This window comes from Bradyrhizobium sp. (assembly GCF_035935975.1).
In the GTDB taxonomy this organism is placed as follows: Bacteria; Pseudomonadota; Alphaproteobacteria; order Rhizobiales; family Xanthobacteraceae; genus Bradyrhizobium.
Genome location: NZ_DASYWN010000005.1, coordinates 1 through 19,258, shown reverse-complemented (window position 1 = coordinate 19,258; position 19,258 = coordinate 1). Strand labels below are relative to the sequence as shown.

Sequence of the window (19,258 nt, the reverse complement as noted above, 5' to 3'; positions counted from 1 at the left end):
GGCGGCTCAAAGAGCCGAACCCGGAATGACGTCAGATCACGATTGCTGCACTGCGCTCACCACGTATCGATGCACGGGCGCTTCTTCTCGGTCCGCGCCGGCGGCTTCGGCACCGAGCGCACGCCGGCCATGATCCAGCACCGCGTCTCGGCGGGGTCGATGACGTTGTCGATCTCGAACACCGAGGCGATCGAGACCGCCTTGCCGTTGGCATAGAGCTCGGCGACCTTGTTGCGGTAATAAGTCTCACGCTCCTCGGGATCGGCAATCGCCTCCATCTCCTTGCGGAAGCCGAGGCGGACATAGCCTTCCAGGCCCATGCCGCCGAACTCGCCGGTCGGCCAGGCCGCGGTGAAGAACGAGGCGTGGAAACCGCCGCCGATCATCGACTGCGCACCGAGGCCATAGCCCTTGCGCAGCACGATGCCGAACAGCGGCACGGTGAGGCTCGCACCGGTCACGAACATGCGCGAGACGTGGCGCACGATGGCGGTCTTCTCGGCTTCCGGGCCGACCATGAAGCCGGGCGTGTCGCAGAGCGAGACGATCGGCAGGTCGAAGGCGTCGCAGAGCTGGAGGAAACGCGCGGCCTTGTCGCCGGCGTCGGCGTCGATGGCGCCGCCGAGATGGCGCGGATTGTTGGCGATCAGGCCGAACGGCTTGCCTTCGATGCGGATCAGCGCGGTGATCATGCCGACGCCGTAGTCGCGGCGCAGCTCCAGCACGCTGTCCTTGTCGGCGACGAGATCGATCACGCTGCGGATGTCGTAGACGCGCAGGCGGTTCTCGGGGATGGCGCGGCGCAGCAGGCGCTGGTCCGCGGCCTCCCAATCCGTCACCGCCCCCTGGAAATAGGACAGGTATTTTTGCGCGACCGATGTCGCTTCCTCCTCATCCTCGACGAGGATATCGATGACGCCGTTCGGCGACTGGAACGAGACAGGGCCGACCTCGGCCGGATGATAGACGCCGAGCCCGCCGCCCTCGATCATGGCGGGGCCGCCCATGCCGATCGAGGCGTTCTTGGTGGCGATGATGACGTCGCAGCAGCCGAGCATCGCGGCGTTGCCGGCAAAGCAATAGCCGGAGACGACACCAATGACCGGCACGAGGCCGGAGAGCCTTGCGAACTGCACGAAGGATGGGCCGTCGAGGCCGGTCATGCCGAGCCGGTCGGTGTCACCGGGCCGGCCGCCGCCGCCTTCGGCGTAAAACACCAGCGGCACGCGCCAGTCTTCCGCAAGCGTCAGCATGCGGTCGATCTTCTTGTGGTTCATGTGGCCCTGCGTGCCCGCGAGCACGGTGTAGTCATAAGCCACGACGATGCAGCGCGCGGCTTCGCCGCCGAACTTCTCGGCGTTGACGGTGGCAACGCCCATCACGAGACCATCGGCCGGCGTGTTCTTGATGAGATCGTCGAGCTTGCGGCGGCGACGCTGCGCCGCGATCGCAAGGCTGCCGTACTCCATGAAGGAGCCTTCGTCGACGAGCTGGGCGACGTTCTCACGCGCCGTGCGCTGGTTGGTGTTGCGGCGGCGCTCGACCGAGGCCGGGCGGTTCGCATCGAGCGTGTTCGCCTGGCGCGCGATCAGCTCGGCGAGATCTGGACGGATGTGATCCAGATCGATGTCGACTTCCGCTGCCGTGTGATCGGCCGCGACGTCCAGCGGCTCCAGATACAGGATCGGCTCGCCATGCATCAGCGTGACGCCGTCGCCGGCGGCAAGCTTCATGACGCGACCGCCCTGCTCGGCCATGACGAGGTGCTCCATCTTCATGGATTCGATCACGGCGAGCTGCTGGCCCGGACGGACGACCTCGCCCTCCTTCACCTGGATGGTGACGATGGTGCCTTGGAGGGGCGCGGCGACCATCACCGCACCCTCGGGCACGACTTGCGCGACGTGGGCCTCGGCGCCGTGAGTGCCGGTCCGCTCGGCCGCGGCAAAGTAAAGCGGCTTTGCGGCGCCGTCCGCCGCCTCGACCAGCTTGGCGATGTTGCGATCGATGAAGTCGGTCGCGATGCGGTTGGTCCGGAAATCGGGATGCGCCAGTACCGCCTGGAGGAAAGCGATGTTGGTGATGACGCCGTCGATCCGGAACTCGCGCAGGGCGCGCGAGGCTTTTGCGACGACGTCGTGCCAGGCCTCGCCGGGCGTATGCACGATCACCTTGGCCAGCAGCGAGTCGAAGGCCGCGCTGGTCTTGTAGCCGGCATAGCCAAAGCTATCGACGCGGACGCCGGGACCTGACGGCGGCTCGAACACGGCGAGCACGCCGCCGGTCGGATGCGTCGCGCCGGTCTCGTCCAGCGTCTCCATGTTGACGCGGAGCTGCATGGCATAGCCGCGCGGCTTCGGGATCGATCCTTGCGCCAGCCCAAGCGAGGCCAGCGAAGCTCCTGCGGCGACCGCGAGCTGGGCGCGAACGAGGTCGAGGCCCAGCACCTCCTCCGTCACGGTATGTTCGACCTGGAGCCGCGGATTGGCCTCGATGAAGGCAAAGCTGTCCTCGGCGGTGCCGTCGACCAGAAATTCGAACGTGCCGAGATTGTCGTAGGACGCAGCCGTCGCGAGCTGCCTGGCCGCCTCGATGATGCGGCCGCGCAGGGGCTCGCTGAGCGACGGGCTCGGCGCCACCTCGACCAACTTCTGGTGCCGGCGCTGGATGGTGCATTCGCGCTCCCAGAGATGGGAGATCGCGCCGTGATGGTCGCCGATGATCTGCACCTCGATATGGCGCGCCTGCCTGATCAGCCGCTCGGCATAGACGCCGTCATAGCCGAACGCCGCCTTGGCCTCGGACTGGCAGCGCGCATAGGCTTCCGCGAGATCGGCAGCTTTCTCCACGACGCGCATGCCGCGGCCGCCGCCGCCGGCCATCGCCTTGATCACGATCGCCGCATTGCTGCCGAGCGAGGTGAAGAACGCCGTGATCTCCTCGAGGCGCGACGGCCCGCTGGTGCCGGCGATGATCGGTACGCCGCAGCGCTTTGCGAGTTGTCGTGCGGCGACCTTGTCGCCGAACAGCTCGAGTGCCGCCGGCTTTGGCCCGACGAAAATGATGCCCGCATCGGCGCAGGCCTTGGCGAATGCCGCGTTCTCGCTGAGGAAGCCATAGCCGGGATGCACGGCGTCGCAGCCGGCGCCCTTCGCCGCCTTCACCACGGCCTCGATGTCGAGATAGGCCCGCGCGCCGCGGCCGGGGATTTCGACGGCCTCGTCGGCGACGCGCACATGCAGCGACAGTGCGTCGTCCGCGGGGTGGATCGCGACCGTGGCGATGCCGGCGTCGGCGGCCGCGCGCGCGATGCGGATGGCGATCTCGCCGCGATTGGCGATCAGGAGCTTCTTGAACGACATCGTATCTCTCAACTAAACGGCAGCAGGAAGGTCTGGATTGAGGTCCTGCTTCCTCACCTTGCCCGTCGCCGTCAGCGGCAGGGCCTCGATGATGCGGACTTCCGGAACTTTGTAGACGGCCATGCGCTCGGCGCACCAGGCGCGCAGATCTTCGGCAGAGATGGTGCCGACCGCCTCGGGCTTGAGCTGGATATAGGCCACCGGCACCTGCCCCTTGTCAGGATCGTCGCGCCCGACCACGCCCGAGCCCAGCACCTTCGGATGCTGTCCGAGCAGCGCCTCGATCTCCGGCGGAAACACGCTCATGCCCTTGACCTTCAGCATCTCCTTGCGGCGGCCGAGGAAGTGCAGAAAACCGTCCTTGTCGATGGTGCCGATGTCACCGGTGCGCAGCCAGCCGTCGATCAGCGACTCCGCGGTCGCCTCCGGCTTGTTCCAGTAGCTCTTGAGTAGCGACGGCGTGCGCACGCGGATCTCGCCCTCCGCGCCGAGCGGCAGCAGTGCGCCGGTCTCGAAATCGGTGATCTTGAACTCGGCGCCGGGGACCGGCAGGCCGACGAAGATCGGCTGGTTGTTGAGATCGAAATCGTCGTCCTGGAAGCCGGCCGTGAACGTGTTGGAGGTGTGCGTCTCCGTCATGCCCCAGGCCGCCTCCATCAGGATCGTGCCGGTGAGATCCTTCCAGCGCTTGCGATAGTCGGCGTTGAGCTTCTTCACGAAAGACACGACGCGGACCTGCTTCAGCGAGGACAGGTCGAACTCGCTCCAGCGCGGATGATCCATCAGCTCGACCGCGCCATCGACCGGCATTGCCGTGATCGTGACCTTGTACTTGTCGATGGCGGCCATCGCGCCGACGGCATCCCAGCGCGCCAGCAGGATCAGCGTCCCGCCGGAGAACAGCGGGAAGATCAGCCCGAAGTTTTCGCCCGCGATCCAGAACTCCGGAAAGAACGACAGGAACACGCTGCTCTCGTCCGACAGCACCGAGATGCCGTAATTGGCGGCGGCCGTATAGACCATGTCGCGATGGGTGTGGACGCAGCCCTTCGGCATGCCGGTGGTGCCGCCGGTGTAGTTGAGCGCGGCGACCTCATCGAGGCCGCGCGGCGGCAGCGGCGATGGTGCGGACAGTGCTGCGAGCGCGGGCAGCAGATCGATCGCACCGGAGATCGCGATGCGCGGCGCGCGGATCGAGTCCGGCGTCGGAAATGCCGGCGTCGCGGGAACGACATCGGCAAAGCTGGTGACGATGATCTCGCGCAGGCTCGCCTCGCCCCGGACCTGCTCGACGACGGGAATGAGCTGGTCCAGCGCCACGATCACTTCGGCCTTGGTGTCGTTGAGCTCGTAGGACAGCTCGAACGCACGCGACAGCGGGCTGACGGGAACGTGGACCGCGCCGAGCTTCAGGATGCCGAAAAACACGATGTGGAATTGCGGGCAGTTCGGCAGGAAGACCGCGACGCGATCGCCCTTGCGCACGCCCTTGGCCTGCAACAGCGCGGCAAAGCGGTCGCTCTGCTGGTCGAGCTCCGCATAGGTGGTGACGTGACCGTAGAAGATCACCGCAGGCCGCGTCGGGCTGCGCTTCGCCCAGGCGCGCAGATATTCCGTCAAGGGAACTTCGCCGTGCAGATAATTCGGCGCGCGCGGCATGCCTTTCGGCCAGGCCTTGTCCCACAACCCGCGCAAGGTGGCGAGGTAGTCCTTCTCATTGAGGCCTGCACTCATGGCGTCTTTCCCGTGCTTCTTATTATTGTGACGGCACGCGCGCGCCGTCACCCGACATCGCTACAGGTCGAGCACGGCAGAGTTCATGTCAAGGAAAACAGTTTTCCGCCGCACGGCCGATGCCGCGACGCGGAAAAACTACGCCGTCACGAGGCGAATGATCCGCGCCACCGCGGACGGGATCGGCGCGATGACCGGCACGGTGAATAGCGGCCGAAGCTCCCGCGCGGCTTCCCCCAGCGGCCCGCCGCCGATGATCACCGCTTCCGCGCCATCCTGCGCGATGCAGGCCTCGACCGCGCCGGCAAGCGCCTCGCGCAGCCGCGCGGGATCGCGCATCAGCTCCTGCGGATCGCCGCCCGCAAAGCGCGTGCCGGTGTAGCGCGACCGCAATCCCAGCGTATCTGGCAAAGCGTCGATCTTCGCCTTGAGCAGCGGCGTCGTGGTCGCCACGCCGAAGCGGCGGCCGTTCGCCGCGGCCTCCCGCATCGCGGACTCGCCGATGCCGACCGCAGGCAGCGTCATCGCCGCCTTGATGCCGGCAAGACCGGGATCGCCGAATGCGGAGACGATAAAGCCGTCACAGGAATCTTGATGCGCAAGCGCGATCTGTTCGACCTCGGGTGCAGCGGCTTCCAGCGCCTCCGCCGAGACGATCATCGTCGGCGCGCGCGTGGCCGTCGCGCCCACGATATCGAAGCCATCCGCGGCTGCGGAACTCGCGATCGCCACCATCATCGCGGTGGTCGCCTCGTTGCTGTTCGGATTGATCAGGAGGATGCGGCGGGGCGCCATGTCAGCCATCCGCCCGCGCCCGTGCGCCGATCTCCTGGAAGATCGCGGTGAGCTCGTCGACCTCGTCCTCGCCCTCGTGCGGCCTGATCCGCTGCTCCATCTCCTCGATGTGATGGCGCATGGCGTGGATCGCGCCGGCCTTGTCCCGGGCCAGGATCAACGCGCCGATGTCTGGATGCGCATCCGGCGAGCAATCCGGCTCACCCGGCTGCTCGAAGGTGGCGATCGCCAGCGACGTCCGCAGCATCAGCTCGCGCGACATCTCCAGCAGCACGCGGTTGCCGGCAAGCTTGGCGACCAAAATGTGGAATTCGGCCGTAAGCGACAGCGAGGCCCAGCGGTCGTTGCGGTCATGGCGCGCCTCGAGCTCCATATGCGCCTTCAGCTCGGCCTTGCCGGATTTGTCGAGCCGGTCGATCGCCGCACTCACGGTCGCGGCCTCGATGATGCGGCGTGCCGCAAAGATGTCCTGCGCTTCCTCCCAGCTCGGCCGGTACACGAACGCGCCGCGGTTAGGGATCTGCATCACCACCTTGCGCGAGGCGAGATGGGCGAGCGCCTGGCGGATGTGAATCCGCGTGGTGCCGAACGCGGATGCGAGCTTGTCCTCGCCAAGCTTGGCGCCGGGCTTGAGCCGCTTCTGGCTGATCGCGGTCAAAATGCCCTGCACGACCGGATCGTCGTCGATGCTGCGGAGGTCGACGGCCTCAGGCTCCTCGCGCTTCGGCTCGGGGCGCTTCGGCTTGCGCTTGAGGGGACGGCTTCGCTTCATGTCACGCTTTTACAGGATTCTGCCATGTTGCCGGAGCCCATTTTTTGCACAAACGAACCGCCATACTGTTTACAATATAGACATTGGATTGGCGCCAATTTTTGGCGCCTAAAAATTGACGCAGCACTTGCAGTGCCTTAGCGGGCGGGCCGCGCTGGCACGTCGCTTGCTAACCCCCTCGCGCAGGACAACGCGAAGGATGGAGCTGGCGTTGAGTGACGTGCGCGGACATTCGCTCGATCTGAAAGGCATCGGCCACGCCTTCGGCGCGACGGTTGCGCTGGACGAGATCGATCTGGCGGTCTCGGCCGGCGAGCTGATCGCGCTGCTCGGGCCGTCCGGCTGCGGCAAGACCACGATGCTGCAGATCATCGCGGGCTTCCTGCGTCCGTCCAAAGGCGAGGTCCGCTTCGACGGCGCGCGGGTCGAGCACATCCCCGCCAACCGCCGCCGCATCGGCATGGTGTTCCAGAACTACGCGCTGTTTCCGCATCTCACCGTGTTCGAGAACGTCGCCTACGGATTGCGTGCGCGCAAGCGCCCGAATGCCGAGGTCACCGCCAAGGTCGAGCAGATGCTCGGCCTCGCGCAGATGGCGCAATTTGCGCGCCGACTGCCCGGAGAATTATCCGGCGGGCAGCAGCAGCGCGTCGCGCTGGCGCGGGCGCTCGCGATCGATCCGGGTCTCGTCCTGCTCGACGAGCCGTTCTCGGCGCTCGACAAGAATCTGCGCCTGGACATGCAGATCGAGATCAAGAGCCTGCTGAAGACCTTTGGTGTCACCTCCATCATCGTCACGCATGACCAGGAGGAAGCGCTGTCGATGGCCGACCGCATCGTCGTCCTCAACAAGGGCCGCATCGAGCAGATCGACAGCCCGGATGCGCTCTACGACCGCCCGGCGAGCCTGTTCATCTCAAGCTTCATCGGCCACACCAACCTGCTCCGCGGCACCGTCACGGAGACCGATCGCGTGCGGCTCGACGCTGGCCCCGAGATCGACCTCGGACGCTCGGCGCAGCGCCGGCGCGGCACGCCGGTCACGATCTCGGTCCGCCCCGAGAATGTCGCCTTCGGTGCGAGCGAACGGCCCGGCGCCATCCCCGTCACGATCCGCGCCACCGTGCCGCTCGGCGCCGTCAGCGTCACCGAGGGCGTCGCCGCGAGCGGAGAGGCCGTGAAGGTCAGCCAGGCCCGCGCCGCCGGCATCGCGAAGGCGCAGGCCGGAGAGACGGCCTGGCTCTCGATCACCGACACTTCGCGCGTCAGCATTTTCAGCACGCCGGTCGACGATCTTTCAACGCATCAGCAAAGGAGTGTTTGACATGAGCCTATCCCGGAGATCGCTGCTCACCTCAGGTTCGGCCGCGCTTGCAGCCGCAAGCCTGGGATGGCCGACATCGTCGCGCGCGGCGTCCTCGATCGTGGCGACGACCTATCCCGGCAGTTTCGACGAAGCATTCCGCTCCGTGGTTGGGCCGGCCTTCAAGAAGACCAGCGACGGCGGCGTCACCTTCACGCCGCTGCTCGGCGTCGACCAGATCGGCAAGATCCAGGCCTCGCGCAACGCGCCGCCGTTCGACGTCGTGCTGTTCGACGAGGGACCGCTGATCCCGGCGATCGCCAGCGGCGTGCTGGAGAAATTCCCGGCCGAGCAGTCGAAGTCCTATGCCGACATTCCGAACGCGTTCCGCCATCCCGACGGCTACGCGCCTGTGATCACCTGTCAGTTGATCGGCATCGCCTACAATCCGAAGAAGATCACGACGCCGCCGACCTCGTGGGAGGATCTCTGGAAGCCGGAATACAAGGGCCGCGTCGGCATCACCGGCCTCGGCTCCAGCCTCGGCACTGCCTTCATGGTCGAGATCGCGAAGCTGAACGGCGGCTCCGAGACCAACATCGAGCCGGCATTCGAGGCCATGAAGAAGCTGCTGCCGAATGTCGGCGCGATCGCGGCCTCGCCCGGTGCGCTGGCGGCGCTGTTCCAGCAGGGCGAGATCGATATCGCCTTCAATTTCTGGAACAACGTCGCGCTGCTCGCCGCCAAGGGCGTCGACATCGCCTTCGCCAAGCCCAAATCCGGCGCCGTCGTGATCCGCACCAGCGCGCAGATCGTCAAGAACAACCAGGACCCGAAGGCGGTGCTGGACTATCTCGACACGGTGATGTCGGTCGAGACGCAGAAGGGCATCGAGGCTTCGCCCTGGGTGATGATGCCGACCAACGCCAAAGTGGCGCTGACCGGTGCCAACCTCACCGTGGCCAAGAGCGTCGACGACCTCGTCGCCAACAACGTGCTGCTCGACTGGACCAAGTTCCAGGCGATGCGGGGCGAATGGATCACCCGCTTCAGCAAGGAAGTGAAGATCTAGATGAATCCGGCCGGCACGACCGCATCACGACAAATGCTGCCGGTGGTCCCACTGGCGGCGTTGTTCCTGGCCGCCTTCGTGCTGCCGCTGATCGCGCTCGTCGCGATCAGCCTGTTCCGGACCCCGCAATTCGCGGAGCTGTCGCCGGCGCAATATCTGCGCTTCTTCTCCGACCCGTTCAGCATCAAGGTGTTGTCCGACACCCTGTGGCTCGGGGCGGAGGTCGCGCTGGCGACGCTGATCCTCGCCTACCCGCTCGCGCTGGTCTATGTCGCGAGCGGGCAATTCTTACGCACCCTGATCACCTTCCTGATCATGCTGCCGCTCCTGACCAGCACGGTGGTGCGCACCTTTGCCTGGATCGTCATCCTGGGGCGCGACGGCATCATCAACTCGGCGATGCTCTCGCTCGGGTTCTGGCAGGCCCCTGCCCGGCTGCTCTACACCTGGGAGGGCATGGTGCTGGCGCTGACGCAGATCCAGCTTCCGCTGATGGCACTGCCCGTGATCAACAGCCTGCTGCGGCTCGACGGCAATCTGATGCGGGCGGCGGAAGGACTGGGCGCGAGCCGCGCCCGCATCTTCCTCACCATCATCCTGCCGCTGACCCTGCCGGGCGCGATCGCTGGCTGGCTTCTCGTCTTTGCCGCCGCCGCGACCGCCTTCATCACCCAGACGCTGGTCGGCGGCGGCCGCATCATCCTGATGCCGTCCTATATCTACCAGCAAGCGGTCGGCGTGCAGGACTGGCCGTTCTCGGCGGCGCTGTCGCTGATCTTCACGCTGGCCGTCACCGGCATCGTCTTTGCCATCGGCGCAATGTCTCGCCGCTACGTGCGAGGCGTCGATGCAGCGTAGCTTCATCGACCGCCTCTATTCCGGGATCATCGGCGCGATCACCGGCTTCGGGATGCTGCTCCTGCTCGCGCCGACGCTGGTCGTGCTGATCATCTCCTTTACCGGCGGCATCACGCTGAAATTTCCGCCGCCGCGCTGGTCGCTGCGCTGGTATGTCGAGCTGCTGCAGTCGCAGGAGATCATCGAGCCGGCGCTGACCAGCCTGAAGGTCGCAGCCATCGCGACGATTCTCTCCGCTGTGCTCGGCGGCGCGGCGGCGCTTGGGCTGGCGCGCAGCAAGCTCAGAGTAGCGCGCGTGCTCGATGCGCTGTTCATGTCGCCGATGGTGCTGCCGGCCATGGCGTTCGGCCTGTCGCTGCTGCTGGTGTTCAACCTGCTCGGCATCCGCCTGTCGGCGGCAACCCTGGTGCTCGGCCACACCATCATCTGCGTGCCCTTCGTGATCCGGATGGTCGGCGCCTCGGTGCAGCAGCTCAATCCGGTGCTGGTCACCTGCTCGCTGAGCCTGGGCGCCAGCCGCTGGTACACGTTCCGCCGCATCACGCTCCCGCTGATCCGCCGCGGCATCGTCGCGAGCTGCTTCGTGGCGTTCCTGACCTCGTTCGACAACGTCCCGGTGTCGCTGTTCCTTGCCGATGCGCGCACTGAAGTCTTGCCGATCAAGCTGTGGGCGATCCTCGAAGGCAGCCTCGACGTGCGCGTCGCCGCCGTCTCCGGCGTGATCGTGCTGCTGACGCTGGCGGGGCTCGTCTGCGCCGAACTCTTCGGCGGCGTCAGCCGTCAGATCGGGAGCCGCTGACCATGCCGATCGAACGCGACCTTCGCGGTTATGGACGAGCACGCCCGGATATCGTCTGGCCCAACGGCGCCCGCGTCGCGGTGTCGCTGGTGGTGAATTTCGAGGAAGGCGCCGAGCTCGCGGTCGAGCAGGGCGACGCCGAGACGGAGCGCTATGGCGAGGTCGTCTCGACATCGCCGCCGGGCGTCCGCGATCTCGTCCAGGAGCAGGTGTTCGACTACGGCATGCGCGCGGGCCTGTGGCGCTTCCTCGACGCCTTCGCTGAGGCCAATATCCGCTCGACCTTCATGATGTGCGGCCGCGCGGTCGAGCGCGTGCCGGACCTTGCCCGCGCCGCCATCGAGGCCGGGCACGAGCCGGCGGTGCATGGCTGGCGCTGGCTGCCGCATGTGCTCTATGGCGATGCCGAGACTGAGCGTCGTGACATCGAGAAGACCCGCGACGTCATCACCCGCGCGACCGGCGTCACGCCGGTCGGCTTCATGACCCGCGGCAGCCAGAGCGCGTGGACCCGCGACCTCCTGATCGAGCTCGGCTTCGCCTACGATTCCAACGCGCTCGACGACGATCTGCCCTATTGGAGCCGGTCATCACGGGGATCGATGCTGATCCTGCCCTACGGCTTCGACACCAACGACATGAAATTCTTCCACCCGAACGGCTTTGTGCAGCCGGAGGATTTTTCGAACTATGTCGGCGCCGCGCTGGCGACGCTGGTCGAGGAGGCCGGGCGCGGCCGTTCCTCGATGCTGTCGGTCGGCTTCCATTTGCGCATCTGCGGCCGGCCGGCGCGGTTCCGTGCCGTGAAGGCCATTCTCGCCGAGCTGGCGCGGCTGGAAGGCCGCGTCTGGGTCGCCACGCGCGCCGACATCGCGACGCATTTCCGCGAGGCTGTGCGCTAGGCCGCCCGTACGCCCGCAACGAAGGTGCTGACCTCGTTCTCGAGCGATTGCAGTTTTTGCGATAGCCGGCCGCTCGACTGCAGCACGAGGCCCGCGGCCTGGCCAGTCTCCGCGGTCGCGTCGGTGACGCCGGAGATGTTCTGCGAAACCTGGTCGGTGCCGGAGGCCGCTTCTTGCACGCTGTGGGCGATCGCCTGCGTCGCAGCGCCCTGCTCTTCGACCGCGGCGGCGATCGACGAGGAGATCTCGTTGACCTCCATGATGGTCTTGCGAATGCTCTCGATGTTGCCGACCACCTGGTTGGTCTCGGCCTGGATCGCGGTGATCTGCGCGCCGATCTCGTCGGTCGCCTTCGCGGTCTGGCTCGCCAGCGATTTGACCTCGCTCGCGACGACCGCAAAGCCCTTGCCGGCTTCGCCCGCACGCGCCGCCTCGATGGTGGCGTTGAGCGCGAGCAGATTGGTCTGCGAGGCGATCTGGTTGATGAGGTCGATGACCTCGCCAATCTTGTTCGCGGCGGCAGCGAGCCCCTGCACGGTGTCGTTGGTGCGCTGGCCGTCGGCAGCGGCCTTGTCGGCCACGCTCGCGGCCTGCGCGACGCGCTGGCTGATCTCGGTGATCGAGGCCGACAGCTGGCCGGCGGCGGAGGCCACCGTCTGCACATTGCTCGAGGCCTGCTGGCAGGCCGAGGCGACGAAGGTCGCGCGGTCGGTCGCCTTGTTCGCGGTCTCCGACATGCCCTGGGCGGCCTGCTGCATCGCGCGCGCCTCGTTGAAGACGTCGCGGACGACGGCCTGCACGCTCGCCTCGAACTTGCCGGCGAGATCGGCCATCGTCCTGCGCTTCTCGTCGTCGGCCCGCTGCTTCGCCACCTGCTGCTCGGTATGCATCCGGCCCACGGCGGCTGCATTGTCCTTAAACACGGCCAGCGCCTTGGCGAGCCCGCCGACCTCGTTGTTGCGATCGGTGTAGGGCACCTCGAACGCGCTGTCGCCGGCGGCGAGGCGTTCGGTCAGCGCAGTGATCTTGGCAAGCGGCTTGGTGACGCTACGGCCGATCACGAAGGACGCGCCCAGCACGAGCACGAACACCGAGAGGCACACCAGCGCGAAGGTCATCGCATCCTGGCGGAACACAGCGTCGACATCGTCGAGATAGATGCCGGTGCCGATGATCCAGCCCCAGGGCGCAAAGCCCTTCACATAGGAGATTTTCCCGACCGGCTGATCGAAGCCGGGCTTCGGCCAGAGGTAGCTGTAGAAGCCGGCGCCCTGTTTGTTGACGACATCAACGAAACCCGAGAACAGCCGGTTGCCGGTGGGGTCCTTCATGTCGGAGAGATCCTTGCCGTCAAGCTCGGGCTTGATCGGGTGCATGATCATCTTCGCGGCCATGTCGTTGAGCCAGAAATACTCGACCTTGTCGTAGCGAAGGCTCTTGATCTGCGCGATAGCGGCGGCCTGCGCCTGTTCGCGCGGCAGTTTTCCGTCGCTCTCGAGCTTCTGATAGTGCGCCAGAATGCCGTAGCCGACATCCACCATGTGCTGCGTCTTGGCCTGGCGATCGGCGATCATCTGCGCGCGCAGGGTCGAAAGCGCGATCGGCGCCAACGCGATCATGCCGAGAAGGCTGATGCCGACAATCAGGACCAGCTTGAAACTGATGCGGGAGAAAATCATCGGTGCTCGCAAGAATTGGCGGGGCTGATATGCCATTTTATCCCGACTGCCTTAGCAAAGCTTTAAGCATCCGGGTTCTCGAAATCCCGCAGAAGTACGCGAGCCAGCGACAGCCTGTCGCGCGCCTGCCGGATGATTTCCAAATCGGACAACAAGATCGACGTCGCGTTCGTGTGACGCGGACTTTAGAATTCGTCGACATTGGCGCCGCCGCGCAATCTAGAAGACCTCGATATCGGCCCTCGCAGCGTTGACTTGCGCGGGCCTCTGGCGGAACGATCGCGCAGATATTCGGCGCCAGCCGGAGCGTTGCGCGCTGCCAGAGGCGAGAGGCTCCATGCATCGATCGACATCCGCCAAGACCCTCGACCTTCCCGCACTATGCGCGGCCGAGCGTCTGTTCATCTGGGGTTTCCGGGCGAAGGCACGCAGCGGAGGCGCGGTTCCGACCGCAGCCGACATCCAGCAGGTCTACGACCATTTTCGCGTCGGCGATGCCGTGCCGTCGCTGGACTCCATCATAGAGATCTTTGCCTGCACCGCGCATACCGCAATCGAGGTGCACTGCCCGACCTGTCCGCGCATGTCGGAGAGCGAACATGGAATCTTGCGTGCGATCGCCGCCGCGCAGAAGGAGCGCGACGATGTCGCTCGCGAGCAGTTCGAATGCTGGCTGCCGCCGGTCGGCGCGGATTGGGCGCTGGCGCCGGTCCGCGGGCTGGCAACGATCTTCCGCATGGCCGGCCTCATTTTGCCCGATCGACAGGTCCAGTCGTTCGACCGCGACCGGATGATGGCGATGAAGAGCTGGTTTGTCGGCAGTCCCACGCTGCACTGACGAGATCGGTCATGACGCAGGATAATTGCAGCTCCGTGGCGGCCTCCGAGACCGGCCCAACGCGACTTTGCCCGCTGCAGGCCGCGCTGGCGTCGTCGCGAAGCGTCGAAGGCTATGACGATTTCTGCCGCGTCGCGCTGTCGCTGTTCCGCTTCATTGGAGCGGCCTACGCGACCGGCGCATCCGATTGCTGGGAGGCGGCCTATCGCTTCGCCGACGAGGCGCCCGGCATTGCCGACAGTCCGCTGCTGGTCGCGCGGGCTGCCGCGCTGGTCAGGATCTTGCGCAGCGGCCGGCCATGCGCGCTGTGCTTCATGCCGCCGTCCTGCCGGCGGCTCTCCAAGGACGAGGCCGAGTTGATGCGGCTCGTGGCGGTCGCACGCCGCAAGCAGCCCGGGGAACTCGAGTCCGTCGTTAGCCAGTTCGTCGGCAATGAGAGCGAAATCGCGACGACGCGCGCGGTCAACGCGCTGGCGTGCTGCTGACGCTTTGATGGGTTCTACTCGCAGCTTGCAGGATATTGCTGTATCGATATCGCCATGGAGACGCAGTGCTCGTTGCCCTCCATGAAACCTCCAGACGGCCCCAGGGATCACCACCGCTGGGGTCGTCGTTTCGCGTCACGGCTTAGCGACCGCTCTTGCCGAGCACGAGATCGATGGCATGAGCCGCGATCTTGCGCAGTTGCGGCTCGTCACCGAAGGCACGTTCGAGCACCCCAAGACCGCGCGTCACCGTGATGATGTGCAGCGCTGCGGCGGCCGGATTGCCGCTGAATTCGCCACGCTCGACGCCCGCCGACAGCGTATCCTGAACCAGAGCGGTGATGCGCGCAATGAGGCTCGCAAAAGCCTGGCGCGCGTCCTCATCCAGCCCCTCGCCTTCCACCGCGCCGAGCTCCATCAATCCGCGCGTGGTCGGACAGCCGCGCGGCGGCGAGCCGGAGCGGAAATTGGTGATGGTCAGGTCGAAGAACGCGGTGAGGCGTTTTCGCAGGGAGCCCGAGCCGAGCGCCTTCTCCAGGGCGAGGAGATAATCGCCCGCATAGCGCTCATAGGCCTGCAGGAACAGCGCTTCCTTGCTGCCGAAGGCATTGTAGAGGCTGCCGCGCTGGACACCGGCGTCGCGCGCGATGTCCGACAGCGAGGTGCCGCGCACGCCCTTGCGCCAGAACTGGTCGAACGCGATGCGCAGGACGTCGTCGTGATCGAACTCGCGCGGTCTCAAATCCCGACTCCCTGGGAAAGTATTTGACACGATGTCAAGAATATGGTTTCTCGACATCGTGTCAAAAACAAAATGGGATTGATGGCCCGTCACGTCAATGGGCTGAACGGCCGAGGCTCGTCATGCGAGTCTGGCTGATCGATCCACCATGCAAAGGGACCAGCTCATGCCGCTCCTGCACATCTCGATGCGCGCCGGAAAACCGGAAGCCTACCGGAAAGCGATCCTCGACGGTCTCTATCGCGCCATGCGCGAGGCGCTGAACGTCCCCGAAGGCGACGAGTTCATGACCATTAGCGAGCTTTCGCCGGAAAACTTCCGCTGCGGCAATGCCTATGGTGTGAGCCGCAGCGACGACGCCGTGCTGATCCAGATCACGGTGTTTGCCTCGCGCACCCCCGAGCAGAAGAAGGCGCTGTACCGGCGGATCGCGGCGCTGCTCGGCGAGAACCCGGGCATCCGCCCCGAGGACGTGTTCATCAACGTGCTCGATGCACCCGCGGAGAACTGGTCGGTCGGAAACGGGATCGCGCAATTCGCGTGAGGCGGCCAAGGTTTCAGCCCGCAACACACGTCGTCATGATTTCATCGAGCTCGGTCTTCGAGAGCACGCCGAGTTCGGCGATGAAGACGATGCGGGTCCGCGGCACGTCCGGCGGAGGCGGCTCGCCCGGCGCCAGCGTCGCGCGGCCGCCGGCGAACTGAAACACCATCTGGCGGCCGGGCTGCTCGATCGTCTCGAACAGACCCTTTGCGCGCGCAAGCTTTGGCGCGAGGCGGCCGATGGCCTGCTGCAGGCGCGGCAGCGAGATCGGCTGATCCGAGGTCCAGCTCAGCGTTTCGAAACGCTCCTCGGATGGCCGCTTCGGCCCCGGATTGCGCGGCGCCGACGTGCGATCGGCGCCCGCGGGAAACAGCAGCGCCGACGGAAGCTCGCCATGCCTGGCATCGACCACCACAGCAGGCACGCGCTGCGCGCGGATGGCTTCGCGCAGGCGGACGCCTGCGCCGTCATCCGCCATATCCAGCTTGCTTAGCGCCACGATGTCGGCGACGCGAAGCTGCGAGCGCAGCAGCGCATCGTCGAGAGCGGCCGGCGATGTCCCCGCGTCCATCACGCAGAGCACCGTCTCCAGCGGCGCCTCGCGCAGGATCACGGGATCCATCAGGTTGCGCACGATGTCGGAGGGATCGGCAACGCCGCTGGTCTCGATGACGATGTATTCCGGCTTCGGGTCACGCCGCAGCAGCGTCGAGAGCGTGCGGAGCAGATCGCCTTCGAGCGAGCAGCAGATGCAGCCATTGGCAAGGCTGACCACGCCGTCGCTCGCGCCCGCGATCAGCTCCGCATCGATGTTGATGGCGCCGAAATCGTTGACGACGGCGGCGATCCGCCGTCCCTCCGCGTTCGCCAGCAGATGGTTGACGATCGTGGTCTTGCCAGCCCCCAGAAAGCCCGTGACCAGGAGAACGGGGACCGGCATGGATCAGTTCTCGACCACGGGGCGGCGCACGGGCTTGCCGGGCCGCGCCGTGACGTAAAGAATGCCGTCGCTGATCAGCGGCTGGCCGCTGACGACGAGATGGCGCACGCCTTCGGACGGCCGGTTCATCGCCGTGAAGGTCGCGCGGTCCGAGAGTTTTTCGTAGTCGAACACCACGATGTCGGCATCGGCATCCTTGGCGAGCCTGCCCTTGGCGCGCATCGCGGGCGTGCTTTGCGACAGGATTTCCGCCGGGATCAGCGCACATTTGCGCACGCCTTCCAGCAGCGACACGGTCTTGCGCTCGCGCACCCATTCGCGGATGAATTTCGTGAAGCACCCGGCCGAGCGCGGGTGCGAGGTGGCATCGTCAGGCAGCGGCCAGGCATCACCAGTGTAGGTCTTGCCGTCCGACGTCGTCCACGGCATCGCGTCGGACGCGATCGCGCCGCCGGGATAGAGCACCGACAAGTCGAGCAGGTCGCGATGATGCGCATTGTGCTCGGTGTCGAGGATGTGCCAGAGCACCAGCGAGGACGGCTCCTCGGCCTGCGCCTTGAGCAGTTCCTCGCGGTCGTGGAAGCGATAGCCGTCGGTGACGCGCTGCACGGAATCGTAGCCGGTGCCGTTGCGCTCGACGAATTGGGGATCGCTGAAGAAGGCGGCGGCCAGCACGGTCGAGCCGGTGCCGTAGGGATAGGCCTCGACCGTGATCGGCAGGCCCTGTGCCTGCGCCTTCGCGATCAGCACGCGGCAGCGCTCGATGTCGGTCTTGCTCGACGAGTTGAAATGGCAGATGTGCATGTGCGCGCCGGTGGCGCCGGCATAGCCGATCAGGCGGATATAGGCTTCCACCGCGCTTTCGGGGTCGATGCGCGACATGAAGGCGACATGGGTGAAGGTCGGCACGTCCTTGGCGGCCGCAAGCTGGCACACGGCTGTCAATTCCTGCACGCCGGCGCCCGGCGCATAGGCGTTGAGAATGCCGATGCCGATGCCGCCCTCGTTCAGGCCGCGGGTGAGGCGCTCGAGCACGCCGGCGACCTCTGCATCGGTTGCCACATTGTCCATCCAGCGGCGATCGCGCATGGCGTTGCCGAACGCCTCCAGCGAGCTCTCCGCGTTGGAGCCGGTCATCGCGCCGATGCGCGCAAAGGCCCAGTTGGTGGCGGCGCCGTAGTTCAGCACGCGACCCTTTCGGGCCTGGCGCTCGTACCAGGAGCCGACGGGCAGCACACCGGCTTCCAGATCGAGCGTCGTCGTCACCCCATCGAAGGCCTGCATGCGGTCGGCCGGAATCGACTGGCCATGGGCGTGCAAATCGATGAAGCCGGGCGCGACCACGAGGCCGGTGGCGTCGATCACCCGCTCTGCGCCGCCGAGGCCGGTGCCGACGGCGGCGATCTTGCCGTCCACCACCGCCACATCGCCAACGGCATCCATCCCGCTCGCGGGATCCACCACCCGGCCGCCAGAGATCACCAAACCGCTCATGTCGTCACTCCAAAAGCTATTGCCAAACTCTCCAAAGGCCCGGCAGCCGCTTCGGAGGCGCAAGACCGGCCGCATCGCGCCGTCTCGGCGCGCATGTTGCAGATTTTGGGGAGAACGACCACCGCCGCTGATGCCGATGCTGCATGCTTGCAGGTGAGGCCAGTCCACGCAGGGCGCGTATCGGGACCAGAGTGCAACGCCGCGGCGTCAATTCGCCGCTCCAGCTGGCATACGCTCGCATCCTCGCGGCAGGGTTTGCCCGAGCTGTGCTTTTCGTCCCACCCTCGCGAAAGAAAGGGCGCGGGGAAGACCGGGCGCCGGCCGGCACCCATAAAACCCCCGTGCTGAACGGATGCACGCGCAGTGCACAGGGGAAACACAGGGCAGCCGAAACCAGGCCTTCCCTGCGCGATGGTTTGACGGCCTATGCCGCGCTCTCCCGGGAGCCGAGTTCCTTCTGGCCTCCCTCGCCCCCGCGAAATTCACGGCACCGCGCCGGTTGGCACGATGACGCCTTCGCCGGGGCTTGACCGTAGCAACGACGGCCAGGACCACACGGTTTCGCCGTACGCGGGAGCGCCGTCCGTCGATCGCGGTTCGTACCATGCTCACGAAGTTCATCTCGCCCTGCACGCCACACCCGCCTTTGACGCCGCCCGCGTCCACCGCAACTCCCAGCCCGCGCTCGCGACGACGTACGACCGCCCCTTTGGTGGGCTGGGATGCGCGACACATACGATATTTCCGAATTTCGGTAAAGTGGAATATTTTTGGCAGGCCGGCTTGACAGCGGCCTGGCTGTTTTGCCCGTCGAGGCCGAGCAAGAACTCGGCATTTCGGGGAGTTGATGTACGATTCTGTTCATGACGAATCGCACATTCAAGTCCGGCGAGAGCCGAGAGCAACTCAGTCTGCTTCCAGCGCGGGTTGAGGACTATG

General features: G+C 66.1%; 16 protein-coding genes and 1 pseudogene. 8 read left to right on the top strand and 9 right to left on the bottom strand.

All coding sequences use genetic code 11. From position 1 onward, the window contains the following. Positions 1-56: 56 nt before the first annotated feature. The 4 genes from VGR99_RS00745 to VGR99_RS00730 form a co-directional block, all read right to left on the bottom strand. The gene (locus tag VGR99_RS00745) at positions 57-3,362 is read right to left on the bottom strand and encodes an acetyl-CoA carboxylase family protein (RefSeq protein WP_326896381.1); all 3,306 of its coding nucleotides are present in this window, start codon (positions 3,360-3,362) and stop codon (positions 57-59) included. 12 nt (positions 3,363-3,374) lie between these two features. Then, entirely contained in the window at positions 3,375-5,096 is a 1,722-nt protein-coding gene (locus VGR99_RS00740; protein ID WP_326896380.1) for an AMP-binding protein, read from the bottom strand. Positions 5,097-5,234: 138 nt separating this feature from the next. Continuing rightward, a complete protein-coding gene (locus tag VGR99_RS00735; protein ID WP_326896379.1) occupies positions 5,235-5,891 on the bottom strand; it encodes an aspartate/glutamate racemase family protein in 657 nt (218 codons plus the stop codon). A gap of 1 nt (position 5,892) precedes the next feature. Then, positions 5,893-6,663 (bottom strand): GntR family transcriptional regulator, encoded by a 771-nt coding sequence (locus tag VGR99_RS00730; RefSeq protein WP_326896378.1) that lies wholly within the window; start codon positions 6,661-6,663, stop codon positions 5,893-5,895. A gap of 199 nt (positions 6,664-6,862) precedes the next feature. On the opposite strand from VGR99_RS00730, the gene VGR99_RS00725 reads away from it, so the two are divergent. From VGR99_RS00725 to VGR99_RS00705, 5 genes are read left to right on the top strand one after another with little or no spacing between them, the layout of a single operon-like run. After that, the gene (locus tag VGR99_RS00725) at positions 6,863-7,987 is read left to right on the top strand and encodes an ABC transporter ATP-binding protein (RefSeq protein WP_414645077.1); all 1,125 of its coding nucleotides are present in this window, start codon (positions 6,863-6,865) and stop codon (positions 7,985-7,987) included. A gap of 1 nt (position 7,988) precedes the next feature. Continuing rightward, positions 7,989-9,038: an extracellular solute-binding protein gene (locus VGR99_RS00720; RefSeq protein ID WP_326896377.1), complete on the top strand. Its 1,050-nt coding sequence runs from the start codon at positions 7,989-7,991 to the stop codon at positions 9,036-9,038. After that, the gene (locus tag VGR99_RS00715) at positions 9,039-9,896 is read left to right on the top strand and encodes an ABC transporter permease (protein ID WP_326896376.1); all 858 of its coding nucleotides are present in this window, start codon (positions 9,039-9,041) and stop codon (positions 9,894-9,896) included. Continuing rightward, positions 9,886-10,695, top strand: coding sequence for an ABC transporter permease (locus tag VGR99_RS00710; protein WP_326896375.1), 810 nt, complete (start codon positions 9,886-9,888; stop codon positions 10,693-10,695). The genes VGR99_RS00715 and VGR99_RS00710 overlap by 11 nt, the downstream gene beginning before the upstream one ends. A 2-nt stretch (positions 10,696-10,697) precedes the next feature. Further along, on the top strand, positions 10,698-11,597 hold the full coding sequence (locus VGR99_RS00705; RefSeq protein ID WP_326896374.1) for a polysaccharide deacetylase family protein: 900 nt from the start codon (positions 10,698-10,700) through the stop codon (positions 11,595-11,597). Here VGR99_RS00705 and VGR99_RS00700 read toward each other — a convergent pair. Continuing rightward, the gene (locus VGR99_RS00700) at positions 11,594-13,276 is read right to left on the bottom strand and encodes a methyl-accepting chemotaxis protein (protein ID WP_326896373.1); all 1,683 of its coding nucleotides are present in this window, start codon (positions 13,274-13,276) and stop codon (positions 11,594-11,596) included. The genes VGR99_RS00705 and VGR99_RS00700 overlap by 4 nt on opposite strands. Positions 13,277-13,613: 337 nt before the next feature. Here VGR99_RS00700 and VGR99_RS00695 point away from each other — a divergent pair, with 337 nt between their 5' ends. Both VGR99_RS00695 and VGR99_RS00690 read left to right on the top strand, forming a co-directional pair. After that, positions 13,614-14,114 carry a hypothetical protein gene (locus VGR99_RS00695; RefSeq protein WP_326896372.1) on the top strand — a complete coding sequence of 167 codons (501 nt, stop codon included), beginning with the start codon at positions 13,614-13,616 and terminating at the stop codon, positions 14,112-14,114. 11 nt (positions 14,115-14,125) lie between these two features. After that, positions 14,126-14,599 carry a hypothetical protein gene (locus tag VGR99_RS00690; RefSeq protein WP_326896371.1) on the top strand — a complete coding sequence of 158 codons (474 nt, stop codon included), beginning with the start codon at positions 14,126-14,128 and terminating at the stop codon, positions 14,597-14,599. Positions 14,600-14,741: 142 nt separating this feature from the next. Here the strand turns inward: VGR99_RS00690 and VGR99_RS00685 are convergent, their stop codons facing one another. Further along, positions 14,742-15,341, bottom strand: coding sequence for a TetR/AcrR family transcriptional regulator (locus tag VGR99_RS00685; protein WP_326896370.1), 600 nt, complete (start codon positions 15,339-15,341; stop codon positions 14,742-14,744). Positions 15,342-15,507: 166 nt separating this feature from the next. On the opposite strand from VGR99_RS00685, the gene VGR99_RS00680 reads away from it, so the two are divergent. After that, positions 15,508-15,885, top strand: a complete 378-nt coding sequence (locus tag VGR99_RS00680) for a tautomerase family protein (RefSeq protein ID WP_326896369.1) — start codon at positions 15,508-15,510, stop codon at positions 15,883-15,885. Between the two features lie 13 nt (positions 15,886-15,898). On the opposite strand, the gene VGR99_RS00675 is transcribed toward VGR99_RS00680, so the two are convergent. The 3 genes and pseudogenes from VGR99_RS00675 to VGR99_RS00665 form a co-directional block, all read right to left on the bottom strand. After that, positions 15,899-16,825, bottom strand: a complete 927-nt coding sequence (locus VGR99_RS00675) for a GTP-binding protein (RefSeq protein WP_326896368.1) — start codon at positions 16,823-16,825, stop codon at positions 15,899-15,901. Positions 16,826-16,828: 3 nt separating this feature from the next. Then, on the bottom strand, positions 16,829-18,319 hold the full coding sequence (locus VGR99_RS00670) for an amidohydrolase family protein (protein WP_326896367.1): 1,491 nt from the start codon (positions 18,317-18,319) through the stop codon (positions 16,829-16,831). A gap of 617 nt (positions 18,320-18,936) precedes the next feature. Then, a pseudogene (locus VGR99_RS00665) lies at positions 18,937-19,258 on the bottom strand (hypothetical protein); the annotation flags it as partial.